Below are 13,274 nucleotides of genomic sequence, written 5' to 3'. Positions count from 1 at the left end.
CCGGCTAGTCGTCCGGCAGGCCGGCGAAGGCCCGGACCGGGAAGGTCGCGAGGCCGCGCACGGCCGGAGGGACGGCCGTGAACCGGGCACCGGTGGCCGGGAGCCGGTCCAGGCCCGTGAGGTGCTCCACGACCGGGATCCCGGCGGCCAGGAGCAGGCTGTGCGCGGGTCGCTGCCCGGCGCTGGTGTCGTCGATGTTCACCGAGTCGATGCCGACCAGCGTGGCGCCCCGGTCGACCAGGGTCCGGGCTCCGGCCTCGGTGAGGTGCGGGTGGTCGACGTCGCCGTACCGCTCGGTGAGCCAGTGCCGGTCCCAGCCGGTGCGCAGGAGCACGGCACACCCGGCGACCTCGAGGCCGGAGAGCGCCGGCTCCCCGATCGCACCCGTCCCGTCGACCACCACCGCCGGCAGGTCGACGCACCTCTCCAGCGGGAGGCCGGCGAGGTCGTGCCCGTTCCGGTACCGGTGCGCCGGCGTGTCGAGGTAGGTGCCGGTGTTGGCGACCATGTCGATGCGCCCGATCGCGAACTCGGTGCCCGCGGCGTACTGGCCGTGGGAGGCCTCGAAGGTGAGGTGCGGGCCGATCTCCGGGCCCGGCAGCCCGGGATAGGTGACCATCCGGTGCTCGACGACGTGGCTGAGGTCGACGTACCGCATGACTACGGCACGACCTGGTCGACGGCCGTGACCGGCTGCCGGAGGATGGTGCGGAGCCGCTCGGGGGCGACCCGGCGCCGGTCGCTGAGGTAGATCTCGTGATGCCGGCCGGTCCTCCTCAGCCCGTGGTCCGGGAGGAACTCCTCGTGCATCCGAGCCAGCACCTCGCCCTCGTCGTCGAAGGAGCCGACGTGGAGCGTCTGCACGCACCGCCCCTCGGCCAGTCGCTCCAGCCGGACGTCGTCGAGCCGGGCCGGGCGCCCTCGGGCCCCGGCCCGCTCGCGGGCGGTCTCGACCATGTCCGGCCCGATCCAGTCCGGCACCAGGATCATCAGCGTCCACTGCCATCGCGACTTGTCCCGGGACGTGGTGAAGGCATCCATGTCCTCGGCCCACCACAGGCCCTCGAGCGGGTTGACGACGTGGTCGCGACCCAGGTCCCGCTTGCTCGCGAACTTCAGCCGGTACGCCAGCGGGTACAGCGCCTCGACGGCCTCGGTGAAGTCGGGTCCGACGTTCGGGTCCCCGGAGCCGTCGACCATGAGGTACTGCAGCTCCGGCACGTCGACGACACGGAACCGGCCTCGCTGCGCCCGGTAGGCGTCGAGGCTCTTCTTGAGGTCGATCGTGGTGGTCATGGGGCACCTGGGCTCGGGTCTCCCAATCTAGGGGGCGGCTCGGTCACATGCGACCCCTCCGGTTCGTCACCCGAGCAGACGACGACAGTGGAAGGGTGAGCGCCGTGGAGCGCACGGAGATCTTCGAGGCCGAGCGACCCCGCCTGGTGGGGATCGCCGCCCGGGTGCTCGGCGACCGTGCCGAGGCCGAGGACGTGGTGCAGCAGACCTGGCTGCGCCTGCACCGGGCGGCGGAGAGGATCGATGGGGAGGACATCGAGAGCCTGCCGGCCTGGCTGACCACCGTCACGACGCGGCTGTGCCTGGACCGGCTGCGGGCGCGGATCCCGGCTCCGGTGCCGGACGTCGCGGTGGCCGGCACCGCCCCGGACCCGGCGGAGGACCTGGTGCTCGCCGACACCGTGGGCGCCGCCCTGCAGGTCGTCCTCGACCGGCTCTCCCCCCGGGAGCGCGTCGCCTTCGTGCTGCACGACAGCTTCGGCTTCGAATTCACCACCATCGCCGGCGTCCTGGCCACCACCCCGGCGGCGGCGCGCAAGCTCGCCTCCCGCGCCCGCGCCAAGGTCGGCCAGCCGGCCGCCGAGGATGCGCTCGCCGACTGGGAGGTGGTCGACGCGTTCATGGCGGCCGCCCGGGCCGGCGACTTCGACCGGCTGCTGCGACTCCTCGCCCCGGGTGCCGTGGTCACCGCCGACGAGGCGGCGCTCCGGGCCGGCACCCCCGCGCGCATCGAGGGTCGAGGTGAGGTGGCCGCCTTCTTCGACGGCAGCGCCCGCGCGGCGCTGCCGGTGCTGGTCGACGAGCGCCCGGGCGCCGCCTGGTTCCACCGAGGCGAGGCGAAGGTCCTCTTCGACTTCACCGTCGCCGACGGCCGGGTCGAGGCGATCGTGTTCCGCGCCGAGGCCGCGGTGCTGGCCCGGGTGCAGCGGCGCGACGGCGGGGCGGGCCGCGGCCGAGCGGCCCGGTCACACCTCGCCGCGGACGATCGTCAAGGGGACGAACCACCACGCACGCACCAGCAGCACGGAGAAGGAGACCGACGATGAGGACGATGACCTGCCGCCAGCTCGGTGGCCCCTGCGACCTCGAGCACCACGGCGAGACCGCCGACGACGTCCTCAAGGCCCAGGACCGTCACCTCAAGGAGGCGGACCGGGCCGGCGACACCAGCCACCAGGAGGCCCGGGAGGCCATGAAGGGCCGCTGGCGACACCCGAAGCGGTCACTCGGCTGGTACCGCGACACCAAGGCCGCCTTCAGCCGGCTGCCGGAGGACTGACCGCCGCCGGCCGTCAGGACGCCCCGCCCAGCGCGGCCGAGACGACCTCGCGCGCCTCCTCCTGCACCTGGGCGAGGTGCTCGGCCCCGCGGAAGGACTCGGCGTAGATCTTGTAGACGTCCTCGGTGCCCGAGGGACGCGCGGCGAACCACGCCGACTCGGTGGTCACCTTCAGCCCGCCGATCGCGGCCCCGTTGCCGGGCGCCTCGGTGAGCCGGCCGGTGATCTCCTCCCCGGCCAGCTCGGTGGCGGTGACCGCCTCGGGGCTCAGCGCCCCCAGCGCCGCCTTCTGCTCGCGGGTCGCCGGGGCGTCCACGCGGGCGTACGCCGGGTCGCCGTGCTGGGCGACGAGCGCCGCGTAGTGCTGTGACGGCGTCCGGCCGGTGCTCGCGAGAATCTCTGCGCCGAGCAGGCACAGCAGCAGCCCGTCCTTGTCGGTCGTCCACGTCGAGCCGTCGCGGCGCAGGAACGACGCCCCCGCCGACTCCTCGCCGCCGAAGCCGAAGGAGCCGTCGAGCAGCCCCGGCACGAACCACTTGAAGCCGACCGGCACCTCGACCAGTGGCTTGCCGAGCGACGTGGCGACCCGGTCGATCATCGACGAGGAGACCAGCGTCTTGCCGATCCGGGCGGTGTCGGGCCAGTCGGGGCGGGCGCCGCCGAAGAGGTGCCCGATCGCGACGGCCAGGAAGTGGTTGGGGTTCATCAGACCGGCGTCGGGGGTGACGATGCCGTGCCGGTCGGCGTCGGCGTCGTTGCCGGTCGCGATGTCGTAGGCGTCCTTCTGCGCCACCAGGGAGGCCATCGCGGACGGGGAGGAGCAGTCCATCCGGATCCTGCCGTCCCAGTCGAGCGTCATGAAGCGCCAGGTCGGGTCGACGAGCGGGTTGACGACACTCAGGTCGAGACCGTGCCGCTCGGCGATCTCGCCCCAGTAGGCGACCGACGCCCCGCCCAGCGGGTCGGCGCCGATGCGCACCCCGGCCCGGCGGATCGCCTCGAGGTCGACGACGCTCGGCAGGTCGTCGACGTACCCGCCGAGGAAGTCGTACGCCGTCGCCGCCGCCCGGGCCTGCGCGAACGGCGTCCGCCGCACACCGTCGAGGCCGGCGCGGATCAGCTCGTTGGCGCGCGCCGCGATCACCTTCGTGGCGTCGGAGTCGGCCGGCCCGCCGTGCGGGGGGTTGTACTTGAAGCCGCCGTCGGCCGGCGGGTTGTGCGAGGGGGTGACCACGATCCCGTCGGCCAGCCCCGGGCCGGTCGTCCGGCCGTCGTTGGCCCGCAGGATCGCGTGCGAGACCGCCGGGGTGGGCGTGTAGCCGTCGCGGTCGTCGACCAGCACCGTGACGTCGTTGCCGGCCAGCACCTCCAGCGCGGTCGACCAGGCCGGCTCGGAGAGCGCGTGGGTGTCGCGACCGATGAACAGCGGGCCGTCGTACCCCTGCTCGCGGCGGTACTCGCAGATCGCCTGGGTGGTGGCCAGGATGTGGGTCTCGTTGAAGGCGGTGCGCAGTGAGGAGCCACGGTGTCCGCTGGTGCCGAAGGCGACCTGCTGGTCGGGGTCGTCGGGGTCGGGCACGCCGGTGTAGTAGGCGGTCACCACCTGGGCGACGTCGATGAGGTCTGCTGGCTCGGCTGTGGTCCCGGCACGCTCGTGGCTCATGAAGGCATCATGCCGTCTGCGAGCGGCCATGCCGAGGGGTCGCGGCAGACGACTCCGGGCAGGAGGGGCCGCTCCTCCCCGGGATCGACCACGATGACCTCGATCGTCGTACCGCTCGTCAGGGATGCCTTGACTCCTCCCAGCGGCGGGCGCAGATTGGGTCGCGCAGCGACCTGTGTGCCCCCAACGACGATTGAGGAACCTCGAGTGACCGGATCAGAGCCTCGACCGACCACCACCGACGCCGGCATTCCGGTCGCGAGCGACGAGCACTCGCTCAGCGTCGGGCCCGACGGCCCGTTGCTGCTGCAGGACCACTACCTGATCGAGCAGATGGCGGCGTTCAACCGCGAACGCATCCCGGAGCGCCAGCCGCACGCCAAGGGTGGCGGAGCGTTCGGCGAGTTCGAGGTGACCCAGGACGTCTCCGCCTTCACCCGGGCCGCGGTGTTCCAACCAGGTGCCCGCACCGAGGTCCTGGCCCGGTTCTCCACGGTGGCCGGCGAGCGGGGCAGCCCGGACACGTGGCGGGATCCGCGTGGGTTCTCGCTGCGGTTCTACACCAGCGAGGGCAACTTCGACATGGTCGGCAACAACACCCCGGTGTTCTTCGTCCGGGACCCGATGAAGTTCCAGCACTTCATCCGGTCCCAGAAGCGGCGGGCGGCCAACAACCTGCGCGACCACGACATGCAGTGGGACTTCTGGACGCTGACGCCGGAGTCGGCGCACCAGGTCGCCTGGCTGATGGGCGACCGCGGCATCCCCCGGACGTGGCGGCACATGAACGGCTACTCCAGCCACACCTACATGTGGATCAACGCCCAGGGTGAGCGGTTCTGGGTGAAGTACCACTTCAAGACCGACCAGGGCGTCGAGTTCTTCACCCAGGACGAGGCCGACCAGATGGCCGCGGTCGACACCGACTACCACCAGCGCGACCTCTACGAGCACCTCGAGGCCGGCGAGTTCCCCAGCTGGACGCTGCAGATGCAGATCATGCCGTTCGAGGACGCCAAGACCTACCGGTTCAACCCGTTCGACCTCACCAAGGTCTGGCCGCATGCCGACTACCCCCTGCGGGAGGTCGGCCGGTTGACGCTCAACCGGAACGTCACCGACTACCACACCGAGATCGAGCAGGCCGCCTTCGAGCCGAACAACAGTGTGGCCGGCACCGGGCTCTCGCCCGACAAGATGCTGCTCGCCCGGGGGTTCAGCTACTCCGACGCGCACCGGGCGCGGCTCGGCGGGAACTACCGGCAGATCCCGGTGAACCAGCCGCGCGTCCCCGTGCACAGCTACTCCAAGGACGGCCACATGCGGGTGCACAACGTCTCGGATCCCGTCTACGCACCGAACTCCTACGGTGGCCCGAAGGCCGACCCGGCGCTCACCGACGACGGCGGGCACTGGTACTCCGACGGCGAGATGGTGCGCACCGCCTACACCCTCCGCGCCGACGACGACGACTGGGGACAGGCGGGCACGATGGTCCGCGAGGTCCTCGACGACGCGGGTCGGGAGCGTCTCGTCGACAACATCGTCGGGCACCTGCTCAACGGGGTGAGCGAGCCCGTCCTCGCCCGAGCGTTCGAGTACTGGCGCAACGTCGACCGGGACCTGGGCGACCGGGTCGAGAGCGGCGTCCGCGCGAAGCAGGGTGAGAAGGACCCCAAGGCCGCCGAGCAGAGCAACCCGGCCCGGTCGAGCATGCAGGACAAGGCCTGACGCCGTCCCACGGGTCCGGCCCGCTCACGGGGCCGGGCCTGGGCGCATCTCTGAGCATCCGTGCATGACGTACGACGAGCGCCTGGCAGGGCGGGTCCGCGACCTGCTCGGCGACCAGGTCGAGGCGGAGAAGAGGATGTTCGGCGGGCTGGCCTTCATGGTGGCGGGTCGGATGGCCTGCTGCGTGAGCGGCCAGGGACTGCTGGTCAAGGTCGGCCGGGCCGGGTTCCCCGAGCTGGTCGAGCTCGCGCACGTCGAGCCGATGACCATGCGCGACACGGTCTCCGACTCCTGGGTCCGCGTCGGCATCGACGCGCTGCAGGATGAACGCGCCCTGCGCCTGTGGGTCGACCGCGGTCTCGCCGCGAACCCGCCCAAGCCTGGCTCGTAGCCGCTCGGCGTCTATCGCCGCTAGCCCGTCGCCCGCCGCCGCGCGAGTCTCTACGTTCTGCAGGTTTCCAGGGCCGAGAACCTGCAGAACGTAGAGCCTGACCCGGCGAGGCTGCCTCAGGTGTTCGTCGCGTCGAGCAGCTTCGTCAGCAGTCGTCGGAGCTGGCGATGTCCGTGCTCACCCAGGATCGCGGTCACCTGATCCTCGAGGCCCTCGATCGTCCGGCGTCCGGCCTCCACGGCCTGGCGCCCGCGATCGGTGAGGACGATGAGCTTCGCTCGCCCGTCACTGGGGTCGGGCTGACGGACGACATAGCCCATGTCGACCAGCTCATCGACCAGCTCGGCCATGGACTGAGGGGTCATGTCGGCCTTGCGTGCGAGCTCGGTGAGGCGTGAGCCCTCGAGAGAGATCTGGGCGAAGACAGCCGAGTGCTTGGGTTTCTGCGGATAGCCGGCACCGACCACGCCCTCGACGATCTGGAAGCCCAACAGGCTGTAGGCCTGCCCCAGCATCGAGATCGTGTTCAGGGTCTTCGCCATTGACAACTCCAGCTCCGAAGAGTATTCAGGTTACCTGACTAGTTTCTAGCACACTCCACCTCGGAGCGTTGCTCTCGCAGAGCGAGAGGAGCCGTGACCATGACCCACATCGAGGCAGGCACACCGCCTGTCACCACGGCGCCCGACTGGGTGGCCCGCGCCGGTTCGACATGCCTGGCCGCCGGGATCCTCGGAGCCCTCAGCGGCATCGTCCTGGCCGTCTACCCGGCCCAGGTGTCCGAGGACATGTTCAGCTACCCGAACACGGCGGGCGAGTTCACCGTCATCCAGATCTGGTTCTTCATCCAGCACCTCGGGCTGCTCGCCGGCATCGCAGCACTCGCCCGTGCGGAGGCCATGGCCCCGGGCCACAGTGCCCGCTGGGGCATCGGCCTCGCCGCATCGGGCATGGCGCTGCTCGCGGTCACCGAGCTGATCGCCATCTCCGCACGAAACTCGACCTACCCTGGCGACGGCACCGGCCTGCTCGACGTGCTCTACGGCGTCTCCACCGTGGCGGTCGGGGTGGGATTGATTCTGGCCGGTCTTGCCGTCCGCCGTCGGGCGAGCTGGACCGGCTGGCGAGGGGCCGTCGTGCTGGTCGCCGGAATCTTCGTGTTCGTGCCGATGATGCCCGCTCTCATGGGCCCGTTCGTTCTCGCTCGGCTGGCGATCACGGTCTGGATGCTGCTCTTCGCGGCTCTCGGCTACTCGCTCTGGAGGGTCGGCCGGCGATGAGCGGCGACGGAGGGCCGGCGGCCCGTGAGATGCCGATCATTCACCGGATCTTCCGGCGTCAGTTCGCCGAGGTGCGGGCGCTTGTGCGCGGTCTGCCGGCAGCCGAAGCAGCGCGGACGGGCGCCGTCGCCGACCACCTCGGCTTCCTCCTCGACGGACTGCACATGCACCACACCACCGAGGACCATCTGATCTGGCCAAAGCTGATGGACCGGGCGGGGCTCGACGCGCCGCTCGTGGTGCGGATGGAGGAGCAGCACCGGCAGATCGACGAGTCGGTCGCCAAGGTGCGCGCAGCCATGTCCGAGTGGCTCTCGGATCCGACACGGGCGACGTCCTCGACCCTCGCCGACCGCCTCGGCGAGTTCCTCGTCGTCCTCGAAGGACATCTCGACGAGGAGGAGCAGGTCGTCGTGCCGCTGATCGACCGCTACCTGTCCCAGGCCGAGTGGGAGGAGGTCGGGGAGCGCGGCTTCGAGAAGTTCACGCCGGCCCAGCGGTGGATCGCCACCGGACAGCTCGTCGAGGTCGCGACGGCCGAGGAGGTGGCGATGATGTTCGGCGGGCTTCCGCCGCCGGTCAAGGTCCTCTGGCGCCTGGTCGGCAGGCGCAAGTACCGCAGGTACATCGCCGCCGTCCGCGGCGCTCAGCTCGTGTGAGCCGTGGGACGCCGTGACCAAGGCTGCCGGAGCCTGCTCACTCGTGCTCGGTCTGGGCTTCGGCCTCCCGGGTGTGTACGCCGCGTGGTACTACGCGCGACAGGGCGAGGTGTGGACGTTCCTCGGCTTCCCCACCTACGGGGAGGGTCCGTTCGAGCGCTGGGGACTCGAAACCGGCGTCGGGCTACTGCTCGGCTTCGTGGCGGTGTGCACGGCCGAGGTCGTCGTAGGCCTCCTGCTCTGGAGCGACGTCACGACCGCCCCATGGCTGGCACTGGCCCTGCTGCCGGTCGAGCTCGTGTTCTGGATCGGTTTCGCGCTGCCGTTCGGACCACTGCTGGGACTGGCGCGCACGGTGCTGGTGGTCGCCATCCTCGTCGCCACGGAGTGACGAGCTGGCAGGCGCACACCGCGGCTTCCTTCGCGTGCAGCCACGAGTGAGTACGACGACTCATGTGGCCAGCAGCGGTCTGCGCCACGCTCGTCCCATGCCTGGCTCCCGGATGCTCAACGTCTCCCCCGTCGTCGGTGTGGTCGTCGGTGCGGTGGCCGCGGCTGCCGCCCTCACCGGCTGCGCGCCGCCGAGCCTGCACACCGAAGCACGGACGCTGCTGGAGGCGGTGCGCTCCTCGGCCGGCGTGGAGACCGCCACACTCGACTACGCCGAGCCGATGACTCTCGACAGCGGCAAGCTGGACATCCGAGTCGAGATGTCTCCCCGGGCGGGCACCGCTGAGGTGGCCGAGGTGGTCGCGACCGTCTACGACGCGTACGCGACCACGCACGTCCACGAGGAGGGTGACCTCAGCGTCCGGTGGGGCGACGATCGAGTCCACCTCCGGACCTTCGAGCCGGTCGCCGACCGCGCCGCCGTGCGCACCCAGACCACCGCGGCGCTCCGGGCCGCGGACCGGGGTCGTCTCGAGGTCGGGGTGCTGGCCGACGACGTCCCGGCCGACCCGGGGGTCCGGACCGCGGTGGTGCTTCGACTGCCTCCCGGAAGCACCGGCGCCGCCGTGCTGCCGACCTTCGCGGAGCTCGAGGCGACCGCCGACGACCTGGCGGACCTGGGCTGGACGGTGCGTGCGGCGGATGGATCGGGGCTGGCCGCGGAAGAAGTCTCCCCGAGCCCTCGGACACTGCGTCGTTGGCGGCAGCTGGGGAGCGTCGAGGTGCCCGGCGCCGAGTACGCCGTCGACTACGTCGCCCACCGCGACCGCAAGGGCCGGGTCTACCCCCGCGTGCGCGTCACCGTGCGGGGAACCGAGGCTCCACTGTCCCTCGAGGACCCGACGGACCACCGTCGGCTGATGCGACTGGCAAGGGCTCAGGTCGAGCACCTGCAGTCCTACTCGGCAGGGGTGTCCTACGCGTTGATCCTGGAGGGGCGCAGAGTCGCCAGCGTCGATGACGTGCTGGCCCCCTCCGGACGGGGTCCTGGCACGCGTTTCGCCGAGCAGCTGGCTCGCACCACCGGCCTCGCGACCTGACCGTCTCAGTGCGCCATGTCGACGAACCGGCTGTAGTGGCCCTGGAAGGCGACGGTGATGTCCCGGGTGGGGCCGTTGCGGTGCTTGGCCACGATCAGGTCGGCCTCGCCGGGGCGAGGTGACTCCTTCTCGTAGACGTCGTCACGGTGCAGCAGGATCACCATGTCGGCATCTTGCTCGAGGCTGTTGTGGATGGGCATGCCGTTGGCGACGAAGTTGTGGACGCCCATCACGGTGGCGTCGTACACCTCCTGCTCGCCCAGCGGCTCGATCGCGGTGATCGAGTCCCAGTACACGTCGTTGGTGGCCATCACCTCGAGATCGGCGTCGTGGAGCACGGTCGCGACCTGGGCCAGCCGCTGCCGGCTCGGGGCGTGCTTCCACATCGTCGAGCCACAGAACCTCGTGCCCATCTCCGAGGCGAACTCGCGGTGGGTCATCCGCCGCTCGGTGAGCGCCTCCCGGACCCGACCCCAGACCTCGACGGGAACCGTGTCGAGGTTGGTGTTGACCTGGACCTCACGCAGCCCGTCCGCCAGCTCGCGCGCCTTCTCGCCACGCGCACCGTGGACCCCGATCTCGTCGACGAAGCGCAGCTGGTTCTCGGCGCCGTAGACGTAGAGGTGCCAGCAGTCCCGGTAGCCGGGCTTGCGGACGCGCTTGATCCGGGTGAACACGTTGTGGCGCAGGAGGAGTCGAGCCAGGTCGTCGACGAGCCGCCGACTGGTGGAGGCGTAGTAGACGCGGCCCACGCGTCGCTTCGCGTCGAAGCCGACCGAGCCGTCCGTCGCCCAGATGTGGCGCAGGAAGAGGCCCACCTGCTCCTTCGGCAGGCCGAAGACCCAGGAGGGCACGAACTTCTCGTGGCTGCGCAGGCCGAAGAGCCCGTCGTCGTCGAGCCAGGTCGCGATCGGGTTCCGGCGGCCACGGGCCAGGCGGTAGGGAGCCGGGAGCCGGAGCGTCGTGACCCGGGCGGCGGGGTAGTCGTCCCGGACCGACCTGATCCCGAACCGCCGCGACGCCGCCTCGGAGACGGCCGACAGGTTGGCCTCGTCGATGCTCGCGTAGCGGATCGGCTGCCGCTTCACGAAGGAGCCGTCGCCGAGCATGTGGGCGAGCAGGACGATCTCGTCCTCGTCCCTCGGGGTGACCTGCATGGGTGGCGGGACGTGCCGCACGGACCCGACCCGCGCCCCGGGTGCCAGCTCGCCGAGTGGCATCCACCCGTCGTAGGTCAGGAAGGGGTGGTTGGCGGTGGCCTGGATCCGCCGACCGGAGGCGAGCGTGAGCTCGAAGACCTGCTTGGTGCCGCTGGGGAAGGCGTGCGTCATGGTGCGCGGGACCAGCTTCAGCCGGTCGTCCAGGGCCCAGACGGGCACGTCGCGTGCCCCGGAGCTCATCAGCTCCCCGATGGTCACCTCCGCGTTGGTGTCGGCGCGCATCACCCGGGTCTCGGCGGTGACGCACCCCGACTCGCGGAGGTCGCTCATCATCGGCCGCTTGTCCGAGCGCTGCTCGGCACCACGGTTGAGCTGCGAGAGCGCGATGATCGGGACCTCGAGCTCCTTGGCCAGCAGCTTGATCTGCCGGGAGAACTCCGAGACCTCGAGCTGGCGGGACTCGACCTTCTTGCCCGAGGTCATCAGCTGCATGTAGTCGATGACGATCAGCCGCAGGTCGTGGTTCTGCTTCAGGCGCCTCGCCTTGGAGCGGATCTCCATCATCGTCATGTTCGGGGAGTCGTCGATGAACATCGGGGCGCCGGACACCTCGCCCATCTTGCGGGCCAGCCGGTCCCAGTCCTCGTTGGTCATGTTGCCGTTGCGGATGTGGTTCAGCGGCACCTTCGCCTCGGCCGACAGCAGCCGCATCGTGATCTCGGAGCGGTTCATCTCGAGGCTGAAGAAGACGCTGGACATGTTGTTGTGGATCGAGGCCGCGCGGCACAGGTCGAGCGCCAGCGTCGAGTTGTGGGTGGGGATCCCGCCCGGGCCGGCGAGGTAGAGGTGCTCGGGGTTGTCGACCTGCACGCAGCGCACCGGCACGCTCGGCACCGTGATGACGCCCTCGACCTTGACGACCGAGCCGTCCGGGAGGGTGATCGTGTGCACCTGGTCGAGGCTGGCGGCGAGCTCGGCGGTGGTCCGCACGGCGCGCCGGCCGGCCGGCGCGGAGGGGGTGGTGGTGGCCCAGAGGTGCTGCTCGTCGGCCACGATCCAGGTGCCGTCGGAGAAGCACACGCCGTAGCAGGGGCGCCCCTCCATGACCTCGGTGGCGGCGAGCACCCGGGTCGGCCGGCCGGCGGCGTCCACCAGGTCGTCGCCGACCCGGACCGCCCCCATCGTGGTCCAGCCGGTGGGGGTGGGCAGCGGGGTGTCGAGCGCCAGCGCCTTCCCCATGGCCGGGCGGGCGGCGACGATGATCATCTGGCCCGAGTGCAGGCCGTTGGTCAGGTCGTCGAGGTCGGCGAAGCCGGTCGGCACGCCGTACATGCCGCCGTCCCGGTTGCCGATCGCCTCGATCTCGTCGAGGACGCCCTCCATGATGTCGGCCAGGGGCGAGTAGTCCTCCGCGGCCCGCTTGTCGGTGATCTTGTAGACCTCGGCCTGGGCCTCGTCGACCACGGCGTCGATCTGGCCCTCGCCGGCGTACCCGAGCTGGACGATCTTGGTGCCGGCGCTGACCATCCGGCGCAGGATCGACTTCTCGTGCACGATCTCGGCGTAGTAGCCGGCGTTGGCGGCGATCGGCACGTTGGCCGAGAGCGTGTGCAGGTACGGCGCGCCGCCGACCCGCTGGAGCTCGCCCTTGCGCTGCAGCTCGGCGGCGACGGTGACCGGGTCGGCGGGCTCGCCACGGCCGTAGAGGTCGATGATCGCGTCGTGGATCACCTCGTGGGCCGGCCGGTAGAAGTCGGTGCCGCGGAGCAGCTCGCTCACGTCGGCGATGGCGTCCTTGCTGAGCAGCATCGAGCCGAGGACGCTCTGCTCGGCCGCGTTGTCCTGCGGCGGGGTGCGGTCGCCGCGGGGGGCGTCGCCGGGCTCGTAGGCGGCGGGGCCGTCGCCCCACCCCGGCTCGGTCAGCTCCTGGGACCAGTCGGTCACACTCAACCCGTTCCCCCTCCTGTTCTGATGTGCCCGTCTGTCCCGACACGCTAGGGACAGGCACCGACAACGACTGCCCGGGACACCCAGCGGACGAGCGACGGTACGTCGGCCGCGGAGCCCGGCACCAGTCCGTCCTCCACAGGGGGGTGTGGATAACCGGGGTGGAGAGGTGGAGGAGCACCACCAGCCTGTGCACAGGCTGGGGAACGGCCTGTGGAAGACTGCGGACAACCGGTCAGCTCAGGGGCTCTGACCTGCGGAAATGGCTCTCCCGAGCTGTGGAGGGAAAGTTTCTTGGAACGATCTCAGACGCGCCGTGCGCGACACGCCGGGGCCGGTGGCTTTGTCGACATGAGGTCGGGCGCCCCGCACAACTCA

13 protein-coding genes are annotated in these 13,274 nt (G+C 70.9%); 8 read left to right on the top strand and 5 right to left on the bottom strand.

Going from position 1 to position 13,274, the window contains the following annotated elements:
• Positions 1–4: 4 nt before the first annotated feature.
• Both IE331_RS15585 and IE331_RS15580 read right to left on the bottom strand, forming a co-directional pair.
• Complete coding sequence (locus IE331_RS15585; protein WP_192144391.1) at positions 5–658, bottom strand: cyclase family protein; 654 nt, start codon at positions 656–658, stop codon at positions 5–7.
• A 2-nt stretch (positions 659–660) separates the two neighbouring features.
• On the bottom strand, positions 661–1,296 hold the full coding sequence (locus tag IE331_RS15580; protein ID WP_192144390.1) for a GyrI-like domain-containing protein: 636 nt from the start codon (positions 1,294–1,296) through the stop codon (positions 661–663).
• A gap of 95 nt (positions 1,297–1,391) precedes the next feature.
• Between IE331_RS15580 and IE331_RS15575 the strand changes: the two genes are divergently transcribed.
• Both IE331_RS15575 and IE331_RS15570 read left to right on the top strand, forming a co-directional pair.
• Positions 1,392–2,342, top strand: coding sequence for a sigma-70 family RNA polymerase sigma factor (locus IE331_RS15575; RefSeq protein WP_201931845.1), 951 nt, complete (start codon positions 1,392–1,394; stop codon positions 2,340–2,342).
• The gene (locus IE331_RS15570; RefSeq protein ID WP_192144388.1) at positions 2,339–2,575 is read left to right on the top strand and encodes a DUF1059 domain-containing protein; all 237 of its coding nucleotides are present in this window, start codon (positions 2,339–2,341) and stop codon (positions 2,573–2,575) included. The genes IE331_RS15575 and IE331_RS15570 overlap by 4 nt, the downstream gene beginning before the upstream one ends.
• A gap of 13 nt (positions 2,576–2,588) precedes the next feature.
• Here IE331_RS15570 and pgm read toward each other — a convergent pair whose 3' ends face one another.
• Complete coding sequence (gene pgm, locus IE331_RS15565; protein WP_192144387.1) at positions 2,589–4,238, bottom strand: phosphoglucomutase (alpha-D-glucose-1,6-bisphosphate-dependent); 1,650 nt, start codon at positions 4,236–4,238, stop codon at positions 2,589–2,591.
• 207 nt (positions 4,239–4,445) lie between these two features.
• On the opposite strand from pgm, the gene IE331_RS15560 reads away from it, so the two are divergent.
• Together IE331_RS15560 and IE331_RS15555 are read left to right on the top strand one after the other, a co-directional pair.
• Entirely contained in the window at positions 4,446–5,969 is a 1,524-nt protein-coding gene (locus tag IE331_RS15560; RefSeq protein ID WP_192144386.1) for a catalase, read from the top strand.
• 64 nt (positions 5,970–6,033) lie between these two features.
• Positions 6,034–6,360: a TfoX/Sxy family protein gene (locus IE331_RS15555; protein ID WP_192144385.1), complete on the top strand. Its 327-nt coding sequence runs from the start codon at positions 6,034–6,036 to the stop codon at positions 6,358–6,360.
• A 116-nt stretch (positions 6,361–6,476) separates the two neighbouring features.
• On the opposite strand, the gene IE331_RS15550 is transcribed toward IE331_RS15555, so the two are convergent.
• On the bottom strand, positions 6,477–6,902 hold the full coding sequence (locus IE331_RS15550; protein ID WP_192144384.1) for a MarR family winged helix-turn-helix transcriptional regulator: 426 nt from the start codon (positions 6,900–6,902) through the stop codon (positions 6,477–6,479).
• Between the two features lie 99 nt (positions 6,903–7,001).
• Here IE331_RS15550 and IE331_RS15545 point away from each other — a divergent pair, with 99 nt between their 5' ends.
• The 4 genes from IE331_RS15545 (at position 7,002) to IE331_RS16835 (ending at position 9,789) form a co-directional block, all read left to right on the top strand.
• Complete coding sequence (locus IE331_RS15545) at positions 7,002–7,640, top strand: hypothetical protein (RefSeq protein WP_192144383.1); 639 nt, start codon at positions 7,002–7,004, stop codon at positions 7,638–7,640.
• Positions 7,637–8,299, top strand: coding sequence for a hemerythrin domain-containing protein (locus IE331_RS15540; RefSeq protein WP_192144382.1), 663 nt, complete (start codon positions 7,637–7,639; stop codon positions 8,297–8,299). The genes IE331_RS15545 and IE331_RS15540 overlap by 4 nt, the downstream gene beginning before the upstream one ends.
• 13 nt (positions 8,300–8,312) lie before the next feature.
• A complete protein-coding gene (locus IE331_RS15535; RefSeq protein WP_192144381.1) occupies positions 8,313–8,690 on the top strand; it encodes a hypothetical protein in 378 nt (125 codons plus the stop codon).
• 97 nt (positions 8,691–8,787) lie between these two features.
• On the top strand, positions 8,788–9,789 hold the full coding sequence (locus IE331_RS16835; RefSeq protein ID WP_192144380.1) for a hypothetical protein: 1,002 nt from the start codon (positions 8,788–8,790) through the stop codon (positions 9,787–9,789).
• Between the two features lie 5 nt (positions 9,790–9,794).
• Here IE331_RS16835 and IE331_RS15525 read toward each other — a convergent pair whose 3' ends face one another.
• Positions 9,795–12,899, bottom strand: coding sequence for a replicative DNA helicase (locus IE331_RS15525; protein WP_192144379.1), 3,105 nt, complete (start codon positions 12,897–12,899; stop codon positions 9,795–9,797).
• Between the last annotated feature and the right edge of the window lie 375 nt (positions 12,900–13,274).

It is taken from the genome of Nocardioides donggukensis (genome assembly GCF_014842875.1).
In the GTDB taxonomy this organism is placed as follows: domain Bacteria; phylum Actinomycetota; class Actinomycetes; order Propionibacteriales; family Nocardioidaceae; genus Nocardioides; species Nocardioides donggukensis.
Note: the sequence above shows the minus strand (reverse complement) of the source record. Positions and strands in the feature narration are given on the sequence as shown.

Coding starts and splice junctions, on each gene's coding strand:
- IE331_RS15540 (WP_192144382.1), top strand. CDS start 7,637: ATGAGCGGCGACGGAGGGCCGGCGGCCCGTGAGATGCCGATCATTCAC.
- IE331_RS15550 (WP_192144384.1), bottom strand. CDS start 6,902: ATGGCGAAGACCCTGAACACGATCTCGATGCTGGGGCAGGCCTACAGC.
- IE331_RS15570 (WP_192144388.1), top strand. CDS start 2,339: ATGAGGACGATGACCTGCCGCCAGCTCGGTGGCCCCTGCGACCTCGAG.
- IE331_RS15585 (WP_192144391.1), bottom strand. CDS start 658: ATGCGGTACGTCGACCTCAGCCACGTCGTCGAGCACCGGATGGTCACC.
- IE331_RS15545 (WP_192144383.1), top strand. CDS start 7,002: ATGACCCACATCGAGGCAGGCACACCGCCTGTCACCACGGCGCCCGAC.
- pgm (WP_192144387.1), bottom strand. CDS start 4,238: ATGAGCCACGAGCGTGCCGGGACCACAGCCGAGCCAGCAGACCTCATC.
- IE331_RS16835 (WP_192144380.1), top strand. CDS start 8,788: ATGCCTGGCTCCCGGATGCTCAACGTCTCCCCCGTCGTCGGTGTGGTC.
- IE331_RS15580 (WP_192144390.1), bottom strand. CDS start 1,296: ATGACCACCACGATCGACCTCAAGAAGAGCCTCGACGCCTACCGGGCG.
- IE331_RS15555 (WP_192144385.1), top strand. CDS start 6,034: ATGACGTACGACGAGCGCCTGGCAGGGCGGGTCCGCGACCTGCTCGGC.